Here is a 13,334-nt window from a genome sequence, read left to right on the forward strand (position 1 = left end):
CGCTCGAACCGGCCCGCTACTTCGCCGGGCCGGTCCCGCTCTCCACGACCTGGGCGATCTCCTTCACGAGACCCGAGCCGGCGTCGATCGCCGTCTGAACCTGCGTGGCTCCGGTGGCGAAGAGCGCCGAGGCCGTGACGAAGGCCAAGAACCCGCGCTTCCACTTCCCGCTCGTCTGGGCGTCCTGGCCGGTCAGCACTGTGGACGCCTGCGCCAAAGCGCCGACCACGGAGGAGGACTCGCGCGCGATCCGGGCCGCACCGAACAGAGCCGCGTTGTCGATGAGCCACAGGAGGTGACGGATCTGAGCCGTGATCTCCTCCTGCAAGGAGAGGGGCAACTCGCCCTCGGGCATCTCCGCCAGAATGTCGAGCCAGGAGTGACAACTCTCCCTCAGTCCTTCCAGGTTGGCACCCGAGGGCGCCGAGCTGGTGCCTTGGAGCGCGCCCTTGAGGAGGTCGGCCGCCGACGCGAGATGGTCAAGCGTCTCCTGTGTGACCAGTACGCGGGCGGGGCGCCCCGGATCCGACCAGCTCACGTCCGGCTGCACCACAGCCGTCCACCACTGCGGGAAATAGCGGGAGTATCGATTCTGCTGGGCATCCGGCAGCGCCTGCACCTGCCGAATTGTCTCGGCGAGCAGGCCGGCCACTTCAGCATGCCGTCGAGCGAACTCCGAGGAGCCCCACTCGGCGCCCAGCGCATCGGCCCATCCACCCCGGAAGTTATGAGCCCCCGACTCCCAGACGCGCACCAGAATCTCGTGCAGACCGTGGGCACTCGTGCCGGGAATTCTCATCTCCATCCCCCACCTCACAGCTTGAGCAGCTCAGAAACAACGAAACTACCAGATCGGGGTGGTGGAACCTGGAGGAGACAACCCGCTCCCGACTCCCCAATAGGTAGCGACAATTCGCCATAAACTACGCAGGTCATGACGTAGATAGCGACATGCGCGGCGCAGCCAACGCCTGGCGGGATAGCCTCTTCCAAGACTCGGGGAGGACCGCCATGGCCATCATCAAGAACGCCGCCCGCCAGACGCTCGGCCAGCTCATCGGAGCCAACAACCCGCCGGTTGAGGTACCGAATGACAGTCAGCGCCAATACGCGTGGGGAAAGCGCGAGGTGGACACCTACTGGGCCGATATCCAGAAATTCATGCGGGCTCGGCGAACCGGTAGCCAGGCGTCGTCCGAATACTTCATCGGCCCCATTGTGACCATCACCGACGACAAGATCACGGCCCGGTCGCTCCTCGACGGCCAGCAGCGCCTCACCACCTCGACCATCCTGATCGCCGCCATACGCGACACCCTCGGGACCATGGCTTCGACCGAGGCCCGTGTCATGGCGAACAACATCCAACGCGATTACATCGCACGCCGCGACGGCCGGCACTCGCGGCCCCAGTATTTCCTCACCCTTTCGCTTTTCGACCGGGACTTCTTCAAGGATTACATCCAGAACTGGAGCGAGAGCGCGGGCAGGATCGCCACCACGGAGCAGCCCTCTCGACCTTCGCACAAGCTCATCCAGGACGCATACTCGGCCTTCAAGGGCCACATTTCCACCGCACTGGAGGAGATTTACGCCGAGGAAGACCGACTCGATTGGCTGGATGAGTTGGCCGATTGCCTGGTCAAGGGTCTGGTGTTCGTCGAAGTCCAGACACCGACCTCCAGCGATGCAAACGAGGTCTTCGAGACCATCAACTCCCGCGGAAAAGACCTCTCTACCGTCGACCTCGTCCGAAATTTCCTGATGGAAAAGAGCCGGGACGACGAGGAGAAGGATCGCGTGAACAATGCGTGGCGGTCCCTTCTCGACGGATTCGAGCGGCGTGAGGACATAGAGAAGTTCCTGCGCCATTTCTGGGTCGCCCGCCACGGCGACGTGCGTTCGCACAGCCTCTACACGACGATCCGCAAGGACCTCACCAAGCGGTTCGAGACGGTGGCGCCCCGCTACGAAGTGCGTACCTTCGCCGCGGAACTTCAGAACGCGTCGGGCCGGTACATCGAACTCATCACGGCCAGCACGACCGTCGAGACGCTCGACACCTTGCTGGACGAGGTGAAGAGCCTCAACGCGGACGCGGCCTACCCGCTGCTCCTCGCCGTCTCCGAGAAGTCCCCGTACGCCGAGATGGAGCAGGTCACCCAGGCCCTCATCAGCTACTACGTCCGCTGGACGGTCGTGGGGCGGCGCGAGTCCACGCTGCTGGAGGAGAAGCTCTTCGACCTGGCCAAGCAGGTCAGCGCCGGTCTGAGCACCGATGGGGTGTTCGACCAGATCACCAGCTGGACCCCCGACGACGCGACGTTCCAGGCGGACTTCGAGCAGGCCCCCATCCCGCGCAGCACCCAGGCCCGCTACCTGCTCTCCACCATCGAGCAGCACCTCCGCCGGACGGCCGGTGTGGATGACGTGGTCGTGGCCGGCGCGACGGCCGTCCACGTCGAGCACATCTACCCGCAGTCCCCGGAGCCCGAGTTCCGCCTCGACGACCACACGGTCTGGGTCAACCGCTTGGGAAACCAGACGCTTCTGCACGGTCGGAAGAACCGGATCGCCTCCAACAAGGCGTACCCGGAGAAGGTCGACGCCTACAGTTCCTCGTCCCTGCTCATCACGTACGACTCGGGCATCGAGCGACTCTGGGACGCCGAGCTGGGCGGCTGGCGAGCACGCGGAATCGAGGAGCGGCAGGCTGATCTCGCCAAGATCGCCGTGGACGTGTGGCCCGTCGGCTCCCGCAGGGACGACGGGCGCTGAGGAGGGCAAGGGGCCCTCGTTAGGCTCGTACGGAGAGACGCCGATTCGAACACGAGGTGACCCCATGCCCCGCATCCCCTCCCCCGCCATCGCCGCCACCGGTCTTGTCGGCGGATATGCCGTAGCTCGGTGGACCAAGAAGAGGCCGCTCGGTGGGGTGGTGCTTGCGGTGGCCGGTGGGGTTGCGGCTCGGGAGTGGCGGCAGGTGGCAGGCGGGAAGGCGGCGGCCGGGCTGACGGGGGCGTACGTCGCCGCGTTCGCCGGGTCGCATCCGCTCGCCAAGAAGGTCGGGGCGTGGCCCGCGGTGTTCTCGGTGGCCGGAGCCATGGCCGCCACCTCGTGGGCCGTGACCCGCAAGCGCTAGACCGTGATCCGCTGCCCGCCCCCTAGCCGCCCAGTGCGTGGCTGATCGTGTAGATCAGGAGGCCGGCCAGGGCGCCGACCACCGTGCCGTTGATGCGGATGAACTGGAGGTCGCGGCCGATGTTGGCCTCGATCTTCTTCGAGGTCTGGGTGGCGTCCCAGCCGGCGACCGTGTCCGTGATCAGGGACGTGATCTCGGCGCGGTAGGTAGTGACCACGTACGCCGCCGCGTCCTCCGCCCAGCCCTCGACCTTGGCCTGGAGGCGGGCGTCGGTGGACAGGCGGCTGCCCAGCGAGATCAGGGAGGCGCGGGCGCGGCGGCGGAGTTGGCTCTGGTCGTCTTCCGCTGCCGCCAGGATCAGGGCGCGGACCGAGGACCAGGCCGAGGCGATGATGTCCTGGACCTCGGGGCGGGCCAGCAGGTCGGACTTCAGGCGTTCCACGCGGGCCCGTGTGTCGGTGTCGGCCTGCAGGTCCGCCGCGAAGTCCGTCAGGAAGCGGTCGATCGCTCCCCTCGCCGGGTGGCCCGGCATGTCCCGCATCTCCGTCACGAAGCGGAGGAGCTCGCGGTAGACGCGTTCGCCTACCTTGCGGTCCACGAAGCGTGGGGTCCAGCCCGGTGCCCCGCCCTGCACCGCGTCCATCACCGAGTCGCCGTGCGTCACCAGCCAGTCGTGCGCCCGGGCGCAGACCAGGTCCACCGCCCGGTGGTGGGCGCCGTCGGCGACGATCCGGTCCAGGGTCTTGCCGAGGCCCGGGCCGATCTCGGCCGCCTCCGCGCGCCGCGTGATCGCCTCGCCGACCACCGCCTGCACGTCCGAGTCGCGCAGCACCGTCAGGGCGCCGCGCAGGGCGGCGGCGAGTTCCGAGGTGACGCGGCCCGCGTGGGCCGGGTCCGCCAGCCAGATGCCGAGGCGGCGCGCGATGCCGAAGCCGCGCAGCCTGCCCCGTACGACGTCGGCCGACAGGAAGTTCTCGCCCACGAATGAGCCCAGCGAGGCGCCCAGCTGGTCCTTCTTCGTCGGGATGATCGCCGTGTGCGGGATCGGCAGGCCCAGGGGGCGCCGGAAGAGGGCGGTCACCGCGAACCAGTCGGCCAGCGCGCCCACCATGCCCGCCTCCGCCGCGGCCGCCACATAGCCGGCCCAGGGGCCCGCGTCCGCGTTCCGCGCCCAGGTGGCCAGGGCGTAGACGACGGCGACCAGAGCCAGCAGGCCCGTCGCCGTGGCCTTCATCCGCCGGACGCCCCTGCTCTTCTCCTCGTCCGCCGCCGTGTACGTGAAGCCGACCATCACCTCACCTCACCTCCTTATCTCAGTGACTCCTGGGGCGCATCCGGAGTTCCCCCGGCAGCACCTCCGGGCGTCCCCTCGTCCGTCGGCCCGCCCGCCCCTCCGTACATCTTCGCGATCACCGCCTCGATGTCCGGCTCCCGCACCGACAGGTCCACCAGCGGGTACGTCGCCGCCACCGCCGCCACCACCGGGGCCGCCGATGCCGACGCCGGGATCGCCAGCCACTGGCGCGGACCCTCCGCCCGTACGAAGCGGGCGCCGGGCACCTCGATCGGGGCGGTATCGCGGGCCAGGTCGACCACCAGGAGGCGCTCGCTGTCGCCTACCGCGTGGAGGCCGGCGAGCTCCCCGTCGTACATCAGGCGGCCGTGGTCGATGACCATCACGCGGGAGCAGAGCTGTTCGATGTCCGTGAGGTCGTGGGTGGTCAGCAGGACCGTGGTGCCGCCGGCCGTGTTGAGTTCGCGCAGGAAGCCGCGGACCTTCGCCTTCGACACGACGTCGAGGCCGATCGTCGGCTCGTCGAGGTACAGCACCTCCGGGTCGTGCAGGAGCGCCGCCGCGATGTCGCCGCGCATCCGCTGGCCGAGGGAGAGCTGGCGTACGGGTACGTCGAGCAGGTCGCCCAGGTCGAGGAGGTCCACGCAGCGGGCCAGGTTCGCGGCGTAACGGTCGTCGGGGATCCGGTACATCCGGTGGACCAGCCGGTACGAGTCGCGCAGCGGCAGGTCCCACCACAGCGTGGTGCGCTGGCCGAAGACGACGCCGATCCGCTGGGCGAGGCGGGTCCGCTCCCGCGACGGGTCGATGCCGGCGACGCGCAGCCGGCCGCCGGTCGGGGTGAGGATGCCGGTCAGCATCTTGATCGTGGTGGACTTTCCGGCGCCGTTCGGGCCGATGTACCCGACCATCTCGCCCTGCTCCACCGTGAAGGAGATGCCGTCGACCGCCCGGACCTCGCGCTTCTCGCGGCGGAGCAGGCCCGCCTTCCGGCGGACCATGAAGGTCTTCTCCAGGCCGTCCAGTTCGATGAAAGGGGGCATGTGCGAATCAGCTTCCTGTCGATCGGTAGCTACGGAGACCCGCGCGCCACGCCACGCCCGCCACCGCGCAGCACACCGCCGCCACCAGCGGCGACGCGAACGCCGTCCACCCCGGCACCCCGGCCGGCGTCGTCCTCCCGAGGACGTACAGGGCGGGCAGCCAGTTGACGAAGGCGAGCGGTACGACGTAGACGACGCCCCGCACCAGGTCCTGGGCGAAGATCGTCGGCGGGTACTGGAGCATGGTGTTGCCGCCGTACGTGAACGAGCTCGTCACCTCGGCCGCGTCCTGCAGCCAGAACAGGAAGGACGCGCCGAGCACCATCACCGCGGCGAAGATCAGCGCCCCGCTCAGCAGCATCACCGGCACCAGGAGCACCTTCAGCGGCGTCCAGGCCACGTCGAGCAGCACCAGGCCCCAGACCAGGACGAGCAGGCCCTGGGCGATCCGCCCCAGCCTCCGCAGCGCGAAACGGTCGGCCGCCACCTGGGCGAGGACCGGCGCGGGGCGCAGCAGGAAGGTGTCGAGCGAACCGTCGCGCACCCGCTTGCCCATCCGCGGCAGCGAGCCCATCACCAGGTCCGCCAGGCCGAACGAGGTCCCCGTCGTCCCGTACAGGAAGGCCACCTCGGCGAAGGAGAAGCCGCCGAGGCCCTGCACCTGACCGAACATCAGGAGGATGACGACGAAGTCGAAGAAGGTGACGGTGAAGGAGGTGAGGAGGGTGAGGGCGAAGGAGGAGCGGTACGTCATGGTGGAGCGGATCCACATGGCCGCGACCATGCGGTACGTACGCCATGACTCCGCGGCCGTCCGCAACGCCCGCCCCGGCTCGCCGCCCGCCGTCCCGTACGCCCGCCCCGGCTCGCCGCCCGCCGTCCCGTACGCCCGCCCCGGCTCGCTCCCCGCCGCCGTCCCGTAGGTACTCCCCGGCTCGGCCGCCGTCCCATAGGTACTCCCCGGCTCGCCCCCGCCCGGCACCGACGCGGTCCGCTCAGCCACCCTGCACCACCACCTTCCGCGTCGCCGCCCCCTGCGCGACCCGCCCGGCCCCGAGGAGCACGACCGCCCAGCCCGCCTGGAAGGCGTACGCCCCGAGCAGCCCCCACCCCTCGTACCGCTCCAGGTACACGTCCGCCGGCACCTGGAGCATCGACGCCCACGGCAGCAGCCGCGCCAGCTCGCCCAGGGGGCCGGGGAACACGTTGAGCGGGAGCATCATCCCGGAGAAGAACAGGCCGCCGAGCCACGCCACCTGCAGCACGCCCTGCCCGTCGAGCAGCCAGAAGGCGCTCATCGCGACCAGGTACCAGATGGCGAAGCTGACGACGGAGCCGAGTGCGACCGATCCGAGGAAGGCGAGCCAGGTCCAGGGCCGGGACGGCAGGGTCAGGTCGAAGACCAGGGCGCCGAAGACCATCGGGACGACGCCGCGGCCGAGCAACTGGTAGGCGGCGCGCCCCAGATTGGCCGAAAACCACCAGGTTTGAAGATCGACGGGTCTGAAGAGGTCGACCGCGATGTCACCGGTCCTGATCCTTTCGATCAGCTCCTCCTCGAAACCTCCGCCCATCAGCCCGCAGACGGTGATGAGGGCCTGACCGATCCACACGTAGGCGAGCGCGTCACCCATGCCGTATCCGCCGAGCGTGGGACGGGCGTCCCAGAGGGCGATGTAGGTGTACGAGAGGACGAAGCCGAAGACCGTGTTGGTGAACACCCCTGCCGCCGTGGCCACCCGATAGGTGGCATGGCGCCGGAAACCGCCCGCGGCGACCGTCGCGTACAGCCGCAGCATGCTCTCCGCTCCCTCCAGCCGAAAGCCGGGGCACCACGGCCGATCGCGCGGCACCAAAGCGCCCGACCTTAGTGCGACGGGCCGAGTCGGGTCGAGTCGTTTTGCCGACTTCCGGCGCCGCACGTGCAGGATGGTGTGCTATGTCCACTTCATCCGGTTTGCCGTCCGGTGCGAGCGAATACCAGCCCCCCGACCAGGCGGCCTGGGAGCCGCGGGACCCGACCCTCCCCGGCCCGCCCGGCCGGCGCCGCCGCCCCCGCCGCATCCTGCGACGGCTGCTCGGCCTCGTCGTCTTCGGCACCCTGCTGCTGCTCGGCTGCTTCGTCGCCGGCTATCTCCTCGTGGACATCCCGCCGGCCAACGCCACCGCGGTCGCCCAGTCCAACCTGTACCTCTACCGCGACGGCACCCAGCTCGCCCGGGCCGGCGAGGTCGACCGCGAGAACGTCGGCCTGCAACGCGTCCCGGTCCCCGTCCGGCGCGCCGTACTCGCCGCCGAGGAACGCGACTTCCACACCTCACCCGCCGTCGACCCCAGGGCCATGATCCGCGCCACCTGGAACACCCTCACCGGCAAGGGACGGCAGTCCGGCTCCACCATCACCCAGCAGTACGTCAAGAACTACTACCTGGGCCAGGAACAGACCCTCACCCGCAAGGCCAAGGAGTTCTTCATCGCGATCAAGCTCGGCCGCGAGAAGAGCAAGGACGAGATCCTCGAGGGCTATCTGAACACCAGCTACTTCGGCCGCAACGCCTACGGCATCCAGGCCGCCGCCCGCGCCTACTACGGCAAGGACGCCAAGGACCTCGACACCGCCGAAGGCGCGTACCTCGCCTCGCTGCTCAACGCCCCCAGCGTGTACGACGTCGCAGCCCACCCCGAGAACCGGCCCCGGGCCCTCGCCCGCTGGCGCTACGTCCTGGACGGCATGGTCAAGGAGGGCTGGCTCTCCCCCGCCGCCCGCACCGCAGCCGTCTTCCCCTCCCCGCGCGCCGTCCGCCCCTCCGCCGGCCTGTCCGGCCAGCGCGGCTACCTCGTCCAGGCCGTCGAGCAGTACCTGACCGAGCGCGGCATCGTCGACGAGAAGACCCTGGCCGCCGGCGGCTTCCGGATCACCACCACCCTGGAGCGCGCCAAGCAGGACGCCTTCGTCGAGGCCGTCGAGGCCCACGTGACCTCCCGGCTCGACCCGCAGGCCAACCCCGCCGACCGTTACGTACGGGTCGGGGGCGCGGCCATCGACCCGGCGAGCGGCAAGGTCGTCGCCGTCTACGGCGGCGTCGACTACACCCGGCAGTTCGTCAACAACGCCACCCGCCGCGACTACCAGGTCGGCTCCACCTTCAAGCCCTTCGTCCTCGCCACCGCGCTCCAGCACGGCGCCCAGACCCAGTACGGCGAGCCGATCACCCCCAACACCTACTACGACGGCGACAACCGCCGCCCCGTGCAGGGCTGGAACGGACCGCAGTACGACCCGGCCAACGAGGACGACACCAACTACGGCGACATCACCGTACGGTCCGCCACCGACCACTCCGTGAACGCCGTGTACGCGCAGATGGCGGTCGACGCCGGCCCCGCCCGGGTCCGCCGGACCGCCGTCGCGCTCGGCCTGCCCGTGAACACCCCCGACCTCACCTCCTCCCCCTCCATCGCCCTCGGCCCGGCCACCGCGAGCGTCCTGGACCTCGCGCAGGCGTACGCGACCCTCGCCAACCACGGCACCCGCGGCACGTACACCCTGGTCGAGAAGGTCGCCAAGGACGGCGAGGAACTCGACCTGCCCGCCGCCGGAGGCCACGAGGCGATCGGCCGCGAGGCCGCCGACACCACGACCGCCGTGCTGCGCGGCGTCGTCGAGAGCGGCTCCGGCACGGCGGCGCTCGCCGCAGGACGGCCCGCGGCGGGCAAGACGGGCACGGCGGAGGACGACAAGGCGGCCTGGTTCGCCGGCTACACCCCCGAACTCGCGACCGTCGTGGCGATGATGGGCCAGGACCCGGAATCGGGCCGCCAGAAGTCGCTGTACGGGGCGCTGGGGCAGCCCCGCATCAACGGGGGCGGGGCGCCGGCCGAGATCTGGGCCCAGTTCACCCGCGACGCGCTGGCGGGCGTCGCGCCGAAGGAGTTCGACCTGAAGCTGCTGCCGGGGGCGGAGGAGCCGCCGCCGGAGCCGCCGGCGTGGGAGTACGCGGAGGGGGACCCGGAGGACACGGAGGGCTACGAGGGGCCGGGGGCGCGGCCGGGCGCGCGGCCGGGGACGGGACCCCGGCCGGGGGGCGAGTGGCGGCCGGGGGCGGCGGGGCGGCTGGAGCGGGAGCGTCAGGCCGGGCCGACCGGGCCCGGCGGGCCCGGCGGGCAACCCCGGCAGCCCTGGCAGCCCTGGCAGCAGCCGGGCCTGCCCCAGGACGGACCCCAGCCGCCCCAACAGGCCCCGGCCCAGCAGGCTCCCGCCCAGCCACCACCGTCGCAGCCGCTTCCGCTACCGCTCCCGGTCCGGCCGACGGCGGGCACCCCAGCCCCGGCCGATGACCCGGCCGGCGCCCCGCCGGGGGACCGGACCCCGCTCAATGCCCCGACGTCGCCTTGAGACCCACCACGGCCACGAGCAGCAGACACACGAAGAAGATCCGGGCGGCGGTCGCGGGCTCACCGAGCACCACCATGCCGAGCACCGCCGCACCGGCCGCGCCGATGCCGACCCAGACGCCGTACGCCGTACCGATCGGCAGCGTCTTGGCGGCCTGCGAGAGCAGCATCATGGAGGCGACGATCCCGGCGCCCGTGAGGAGACTGGGCCAGAGGCGGGTGAACCCGTCGGTGTACTTCATGCCGATCGACCAGCCGACCTCGAGCAGACCGGCGACGAGGAGAAGAACCCAGGCCATGACGACGAACACCTCCGAGAGACGGATCAACAAGGGGTGCGTCGTCTTGTCGTGAACCCGGTACGGCGCGTCTCGTCGGGGTGGTTCCAGGCTAGCAAAGAACGGGCAAAGGGCCTGGTGACACCCGTCACCAGGCCCTTCGAGCAGCGCCCTACGGCGGCTGGAGCAGCCTTACAGATACAGCCCGGTCGAGTCGGTCGCGCCCTGGAAGCGGTCCGCGGCGACCGCGTGCAGGTCGCGCTCGCGCATCAGGACGTACGCCACGCCCCGCACCTCGACCTCGGCGCGGTCCTCGGGGTCGTAGAGAACCCGGTCACCGATCTCGACGGTCCGGACGTTCTGTCCGACCGCGACGACCTCGGCCCAGGCCAGCCGGCGCCCGACGGCCGCGGTGGCGGGAATCAGGATGCCGCCGCCCGAGCGCCGCTCCCCCTCGGGGGTGTCGGTCCGGACCAGAACCCGGTCGTGCAGCATCCGGATGGGCAGCTTGTCGTGCGTGTTGTCGCTCACGGTCCGAACCTACCTGCCCGGGCGTGTCGTCCGTACCAGGGACGGGCGATCCGTCATCGCCTGCCCCTACGGGAGGACACCGCGAGCAGCCCGACGACCGCGACGGCCACCAGCGCCACCGGCACGACGCGCTCCAGGCGGGGGGCGCCGTCCTCGTGGGTGAAGCGGGCCTTCACGTCCGAGACGACCCGGTTCACGGCGACGAACGCGCGGCCGGCGGTGTGGTCGACCTGCGCGGCGACCTTGGCCTTCGCGTCGCCGACGATCGTCTTCGGGTGCATCCGAATGCCGATCTCGTCGAGAGTGACGGCGAGCTGCTCGCGCCGGCGGACGATGTCCGCCTCGATCTGCGCAGGGGTCCTGGCGTCCGACACCGCGCTGCCTCCGTAGTCGTGTTCCGGTCGTTGACAGACAGTCTGTCAGCTTCCTCGCCCGCGGGTTGTCCCCGACCCCCATTAGGCTCTCAATCGCGTACGCGAACATTCCCGAGGAGAGCCAGCCATGAGCGAGCGACTGCAGCCCGGCGACACCGCCCCCGCCTTCACCCTGCCCGACGCGGACGGCAATGAGGTCTCCCTCGCGGACCACAAGGGCCGCAAGGTCATCGTCTACTTCTACTCCGCCGCCCTGACGCCCGGCTGCACCAAGCAGGCCTGCGACTTCACGGACAACCTGGACCTGCTGGCGGGCGCGGGCTACGACGTCATCGGCGTGTCCCCCGACAAGCCGGAGAAGCTGGCGAAGTTCCGCGAGAAGGAGCACCTGAAGGTCACCCTGGTCAGCGACCCGGAGAAGAAGGTCCTGGAGGCGTACGGCGCCTTCGGCGAGAAGAAGCTCTACGGCAAGCTGGTGACCGGCGTGATCCGCTCCACGGTCGTCGTCGACGAGGAGGGCAAGGTCGAACGCGCCCTGTACAACGTGAAGGCGACCGGCCACGTAGCCAAGATCATCAAGGACCTGAAGATCGAGGGCTGACCCCCTCGGGGACGTGACGCACGTCCCAATCCCCGTCCGCGGGCGTTTGTGGACGGCACGACCGCACAGAAGTCCTCCCTGGAGCACCACCAGCGAGAGGACGTACGGTCATGCCGCCCACAGATCGCGAGCCCACACCGGATGCCGGGGCCCGGAAGCGTCACCCGCGGCTCTTCCGGGCCCTGGCGCGGCGGCAACAGCCACGACTGCGCCGTACGGGCATCACGGTGACCGACGAGGCCGCGGTCCGGCGGGCCGTGCGAGCGGCCTCCCTGGGCAACGCCATGGAGTGGTTCGACTTCGGCATCTACGCCTACCTCGCCGTCACGCTCGGGCACGTCTTCTTCCCTACCGGCAACGCCACGGTCCAGCTGCTGTCGTCCTTCGCGACCTTCGCGGTCGCCTTCCTCGTGCGTCCCCTCGGCGGCCTGGTCTTCGGCCCCATGGGCGACCGGCTGGGCCGCAAGAGGGTGCTGGCCCTGACCATGATCCTCATGGCGCTCGGTACCTTCGCGATCGGCCTGATCCCGTCCTACGCCGACATCGGCTTCTGGGCGCCGGCGTCGCTGGTCTTCTTCCGGATGCTCCAGGGCTTCTCGACGGGCGGTGAGTACGGCGGCGCCTCCACGTTCATCGCCGAGTACGCGCCGGACCGCCGGCGCGGGTACTTCGGCAGCTTCCTGGAGTTCGGCACCCTGGCGGGCTATGTCGGCGCCGCCGGCCTGGTCACCGCGCTCACCGCTTGGCTCGGCTCCGACACGATGGAGTCCTGGGGCTGGCGGGTGCCGTTCCTGGTGGCGGGGCCGCTGGGCCTGGTCGGCGTCTACCTGCGGATGCGGCTCGACGAGACCCCCGCGTTCCAGCGGCTGGAGTCGGACCCGGTTCGCCCGTCGGCGACCGCGGACGCGGTGGAGACCTCCGCCAAGGGCGACCTTGGCAAGATTTTCCGGGAGCAGTGGCCGGCGCTGATCCTGTGCGTGGCGCTGGTCGGCGCGTACAACATCTGCGACTACATGCTGCTGTCGTACATGCCGACGTACCTGTCCGACGAGCTCGGCTACAGCGACACGCACGGCCTGCTCGTGCTGCTGCTCGTGATGGTCCTCCTGATGTCGGTCATCACGCGAGTGGGGCGGCTGAACGACCGGTTCGGGCGCAAGCCGGTGCTGATGACGGGCATGCTGGGCTTCCTGTTCCTCTCCCTCCCCGCGTTCCTGCTGATCGGCCAGGGCGGCCTGGCGGCGATCACGGCGGGCATGCTGATGCTCGGCCTGTCCTTGGTCTGCCTGCTCGCCACCATGTCGGCGGCCCTGCCGGCCCTCTTCCCCACCCGGGTCCGCTACGGCTCCCTCTCGGTCGGCTACAACCTCTCCGCGTCCCTCTTCGGCGGTACGACCCCACTGGTGATCACCGCCCTGATCGGCGCGACCGGCAGCCCGCTGATGCCCGCGTACTACGCGATGGGCGCGGCCCTGGTCGGCGTGGCCGCGGTCGCCTGCATGAAGGAGACGGCACAGCGCCCCCTGGACGGCTCCCCGCCGGCGGTGGAAACCCCGGAGGAGGCAGTCGAGATGATCTTGGCGCAGGCCCCCGAACCGAGGTTCTGACCCGCCGGCTCCGCCGCCCCCTGCCCTGAACGGCCCGCACCGATCACCATCGGCGCGGGCCGTTCGGCG

Annotated in this window: 14 protein-coding genes and 1 riboswitch; of the genes, 6 read left to right on the forward strand and 8 right to left on the reverse strand. The window is 70.4% G+C overall.

The genetic code is table 11. The features are described from left to right. Window positions 1–16: 16 nt before the first annotated feature. Complete coding sequence (locus tag ACIGEZ_RS05210) at window positions 17–805, reverse strand: hypothetical protein (protein ID WP_399825848.1); 789 nt, start codon at window positions 803–805, stop codon at window positions 17–19. Between the two features lie 206 nt (window positions 806–1,011). Here ACIGEZ_RS05210 and ACIGEZ_RS05215 point away from each other — a divergent pair, with 206 nt between their 5' ends. Together ACIGEZ_RS05215 and ACIGEZ_RS05220 are read left to right on the forward strand one after the other, a co-directional pair. Beyond that, on the forward strand, window positions 1,012–2,778 hold the full coding sequence (locus ACIGEZ_RS05215; protein WP_399825850.1) for a DUF262 domain-containing protein: 1,767 nt from the start codon (window positions 1,012–1,014) through the stop codon (window positions 2,776–2,778). Between the two features lie 64 nt (window positions 2,779–2,842). Further along, the gene (locus tag ACIGEZ_RS05220; RefSeq protein WP_399825853.1) at window positions 2,843–3,142 is read left to right on the forward strand and encodes a hypothetical protein; all 300 of its coding nucleotides are present in this window, start codon (window positions 2,843–2,845) and stop codon (window positions 3,140–3,142) included. A gap of 22 nt (window positions 3,143–3,164) precedes the next feature. Here the strand turns inward: ACIGEZ_RS05220 and ACIGEZ_RS05225 are convergent, their stop codons facing one another. The 3 genes from ACIGEZ_RS05225 to ACIGEZ_RS05235 are packed head-to-tail and all read right to left on the reverse strand — an operon-like array spanning window position 3,165 to window position 6,263. Next, window positions 3,165–4,433, reverse strand: coding sequence for a DUF445 domain-containing protein (locus ACIGEZ_RS05225; protein WP_399825856.1), 1,269 nt, complete (start codon window positions 4,431–4,433; stop codon window positions 3,165–3,167). A gap of 17 nt (window positions 4,434–4,450) precedes the next feature. Beyond that, window positions 4,451–5,479 carry an ATP-binding cassette domain-containing protein gene (locus ACIGEZ_RS05230; protein WP_399825859.1) on the reverse strand — a complete coding sequence of 343 codons (1,029 nt, stop codon included), beginning with the start codon at window positions 5,477–5,479 and terminating at the stop codon, window positions 4,451–4,453. A 7-nt stretch (window positions 5,480–5,486) separates the two neighbouring features. Next, a complete protein-coding gene (locus ACIGEZ_RS05235; protein WP_399826236.1) occupies window positions 5,487–6,263 on the reverse strand; it encodes an ABC transporter permease in 777 nt (258 codons plus the stop codon). On the opposite strand from ACIGEZ_RS05235, the gene ACIGEZ_RS05240 reads away from it, so the two are divergent. Further along, window positions 6,232–6,402, forward strand: coding sequence for a hypothetical protein (locus ACIGEZ_RS05240; protein WP_399826247.1), 171 nt, complete (start codon window positions 6,232–6,234; stop codon window positions 6,400–6,402). The two genes, ACIGEZ_RS05235 and ACIGEZ_RS05240, sit on opposite strands and share 32 nt — an antisense overlap. 72 nt (window positions 6,403–6,474) lie before the next feature. Here the strand turns inward: ACIGEZ_RS05240 and ACIGEZ_RS05245 are convergent, their stop codons facing one another. After that, on the reverse strand, window positions 6,475–7,275 hold the full coding sequence (locus ACIGEZ_RS05245) for an ABC transporter permease (RefSeq protein WP_399826239.1): 801 nt from the start codon (window positions 7,273–7,275) through the stop codon (window positions 6,475–6,477). Window positions 7,276–7,418: 143 nt separating this feature from the next. Here ACIGEZ_RS05245 and ACIGEZ_RS05250 point away from each other — a divergent pair, with 143 nt between their 5' ends. Further along, window positions 7,419–9,875, forward strand: coding sequence for a transglycosylase domain-containing protein (locus ACIGEZ_RS05250; protein WP_399825862.1), 2,457 nt, complete (start codon window positions 7,419–7,421; stop codon window positions 9,873–9,875). Here ACIGEZ_RS05250 and ACIGEZ_RS05255 read toward each other — a convergent pair. From ACIGEZ_RS05255 to ACIGEZ_RS05265, 3 genes are all read right to left on the reverse strand, one after another. Continuing rightward, complete coding sequence (locus ACIGEZ_RS05255; RefSeq protein WP_399825864.1) at window positions 9,853–10,173, reverse strand: DMT family transporter; 321 nt, start codon at window positions 10,171–10,173, stop codon at window positions 9,853–9,855. The genes ACIGEZ_RS05250 and ACIGEZ_RS05255 overlap by 23 nt on opposite strands. A gap of 35 nt (window positions 10,174–10,208) precedes the next feature. Then, a riboswitch (guanidine-III (ykkC-III) riboswitch) is annotated at window positions 10,209–10,281 on the reverse strand. A gap of 63 nt (window positions 10,282–10,344) precedes the next feature. Beyond that, window positions 10,345–10,683, reverse strand: a complete 339-nt coding sequence (locus ACIGEZ_RS05260; protein ID WP_399825866.1) for a GroES family chaperonin — start codon at window positions 10,681–10,683, stop codon at window positions 10,345–10,347. Between the two features lie 53 nt (window positions 10,684–10,736). Continuing rightward, window positions 10,737–11,057: a DUF3618 domain-containing protein gene (locus tag ACIGEZ_RS05265; protein ID WP_399825868.1), complete on the reverse strand. Its 321-nt coding sequence runs from the start codon at window positions 11,055–11,057 to the stop codon at window positions 10,737–10,739. A gap of 127 nt (window positions 11,058–11,184) precedes the next feature. Here ACIGEZ_RS05265 and bcp point away from each other — a divergent pair, with 127 nt between their 5' ends. Together bcp and ACIGEZ_RS05275 are read left to right on the forward strand one after the other, a co-directional pair. Beyond that, on the forward strand, window positions 11,185–11,658 hold the full coding sequence (bcp, locus tag ACIGEZ_RS05270) for a thioredoxin-dependent thiol peroxidase (RefSeq protein ID WP_399825870.1): 474 nt from the start codon (window positions 11,185–11,187) through the stop codon (window positions 11,656–11,658). Between the two features lie 110 nt (window positions 11,659–11,768). Then, window positions 11,769–13,265, forward strand: coding sequence for an MFS transporter (locus ACIGEZ_RS05275; RefSeq protein ID WP_399825872.1), 1,497 nt, complete (start codon window positions 11,769–11,771; stop codon window positions 13,263–13,265). Window positions 13,266–13,334: the final 69 nt, after the last annotated feature.

The sequence above is a fragment of the Streptomyces sp. NPDC085481 genome (genome assembly GCF_044541845.1).
Lineage (GTDB): Bacteria > Actinomycetota > Actinomycetes > Streptomycetales > Streptomycetaceae > Streptomyces.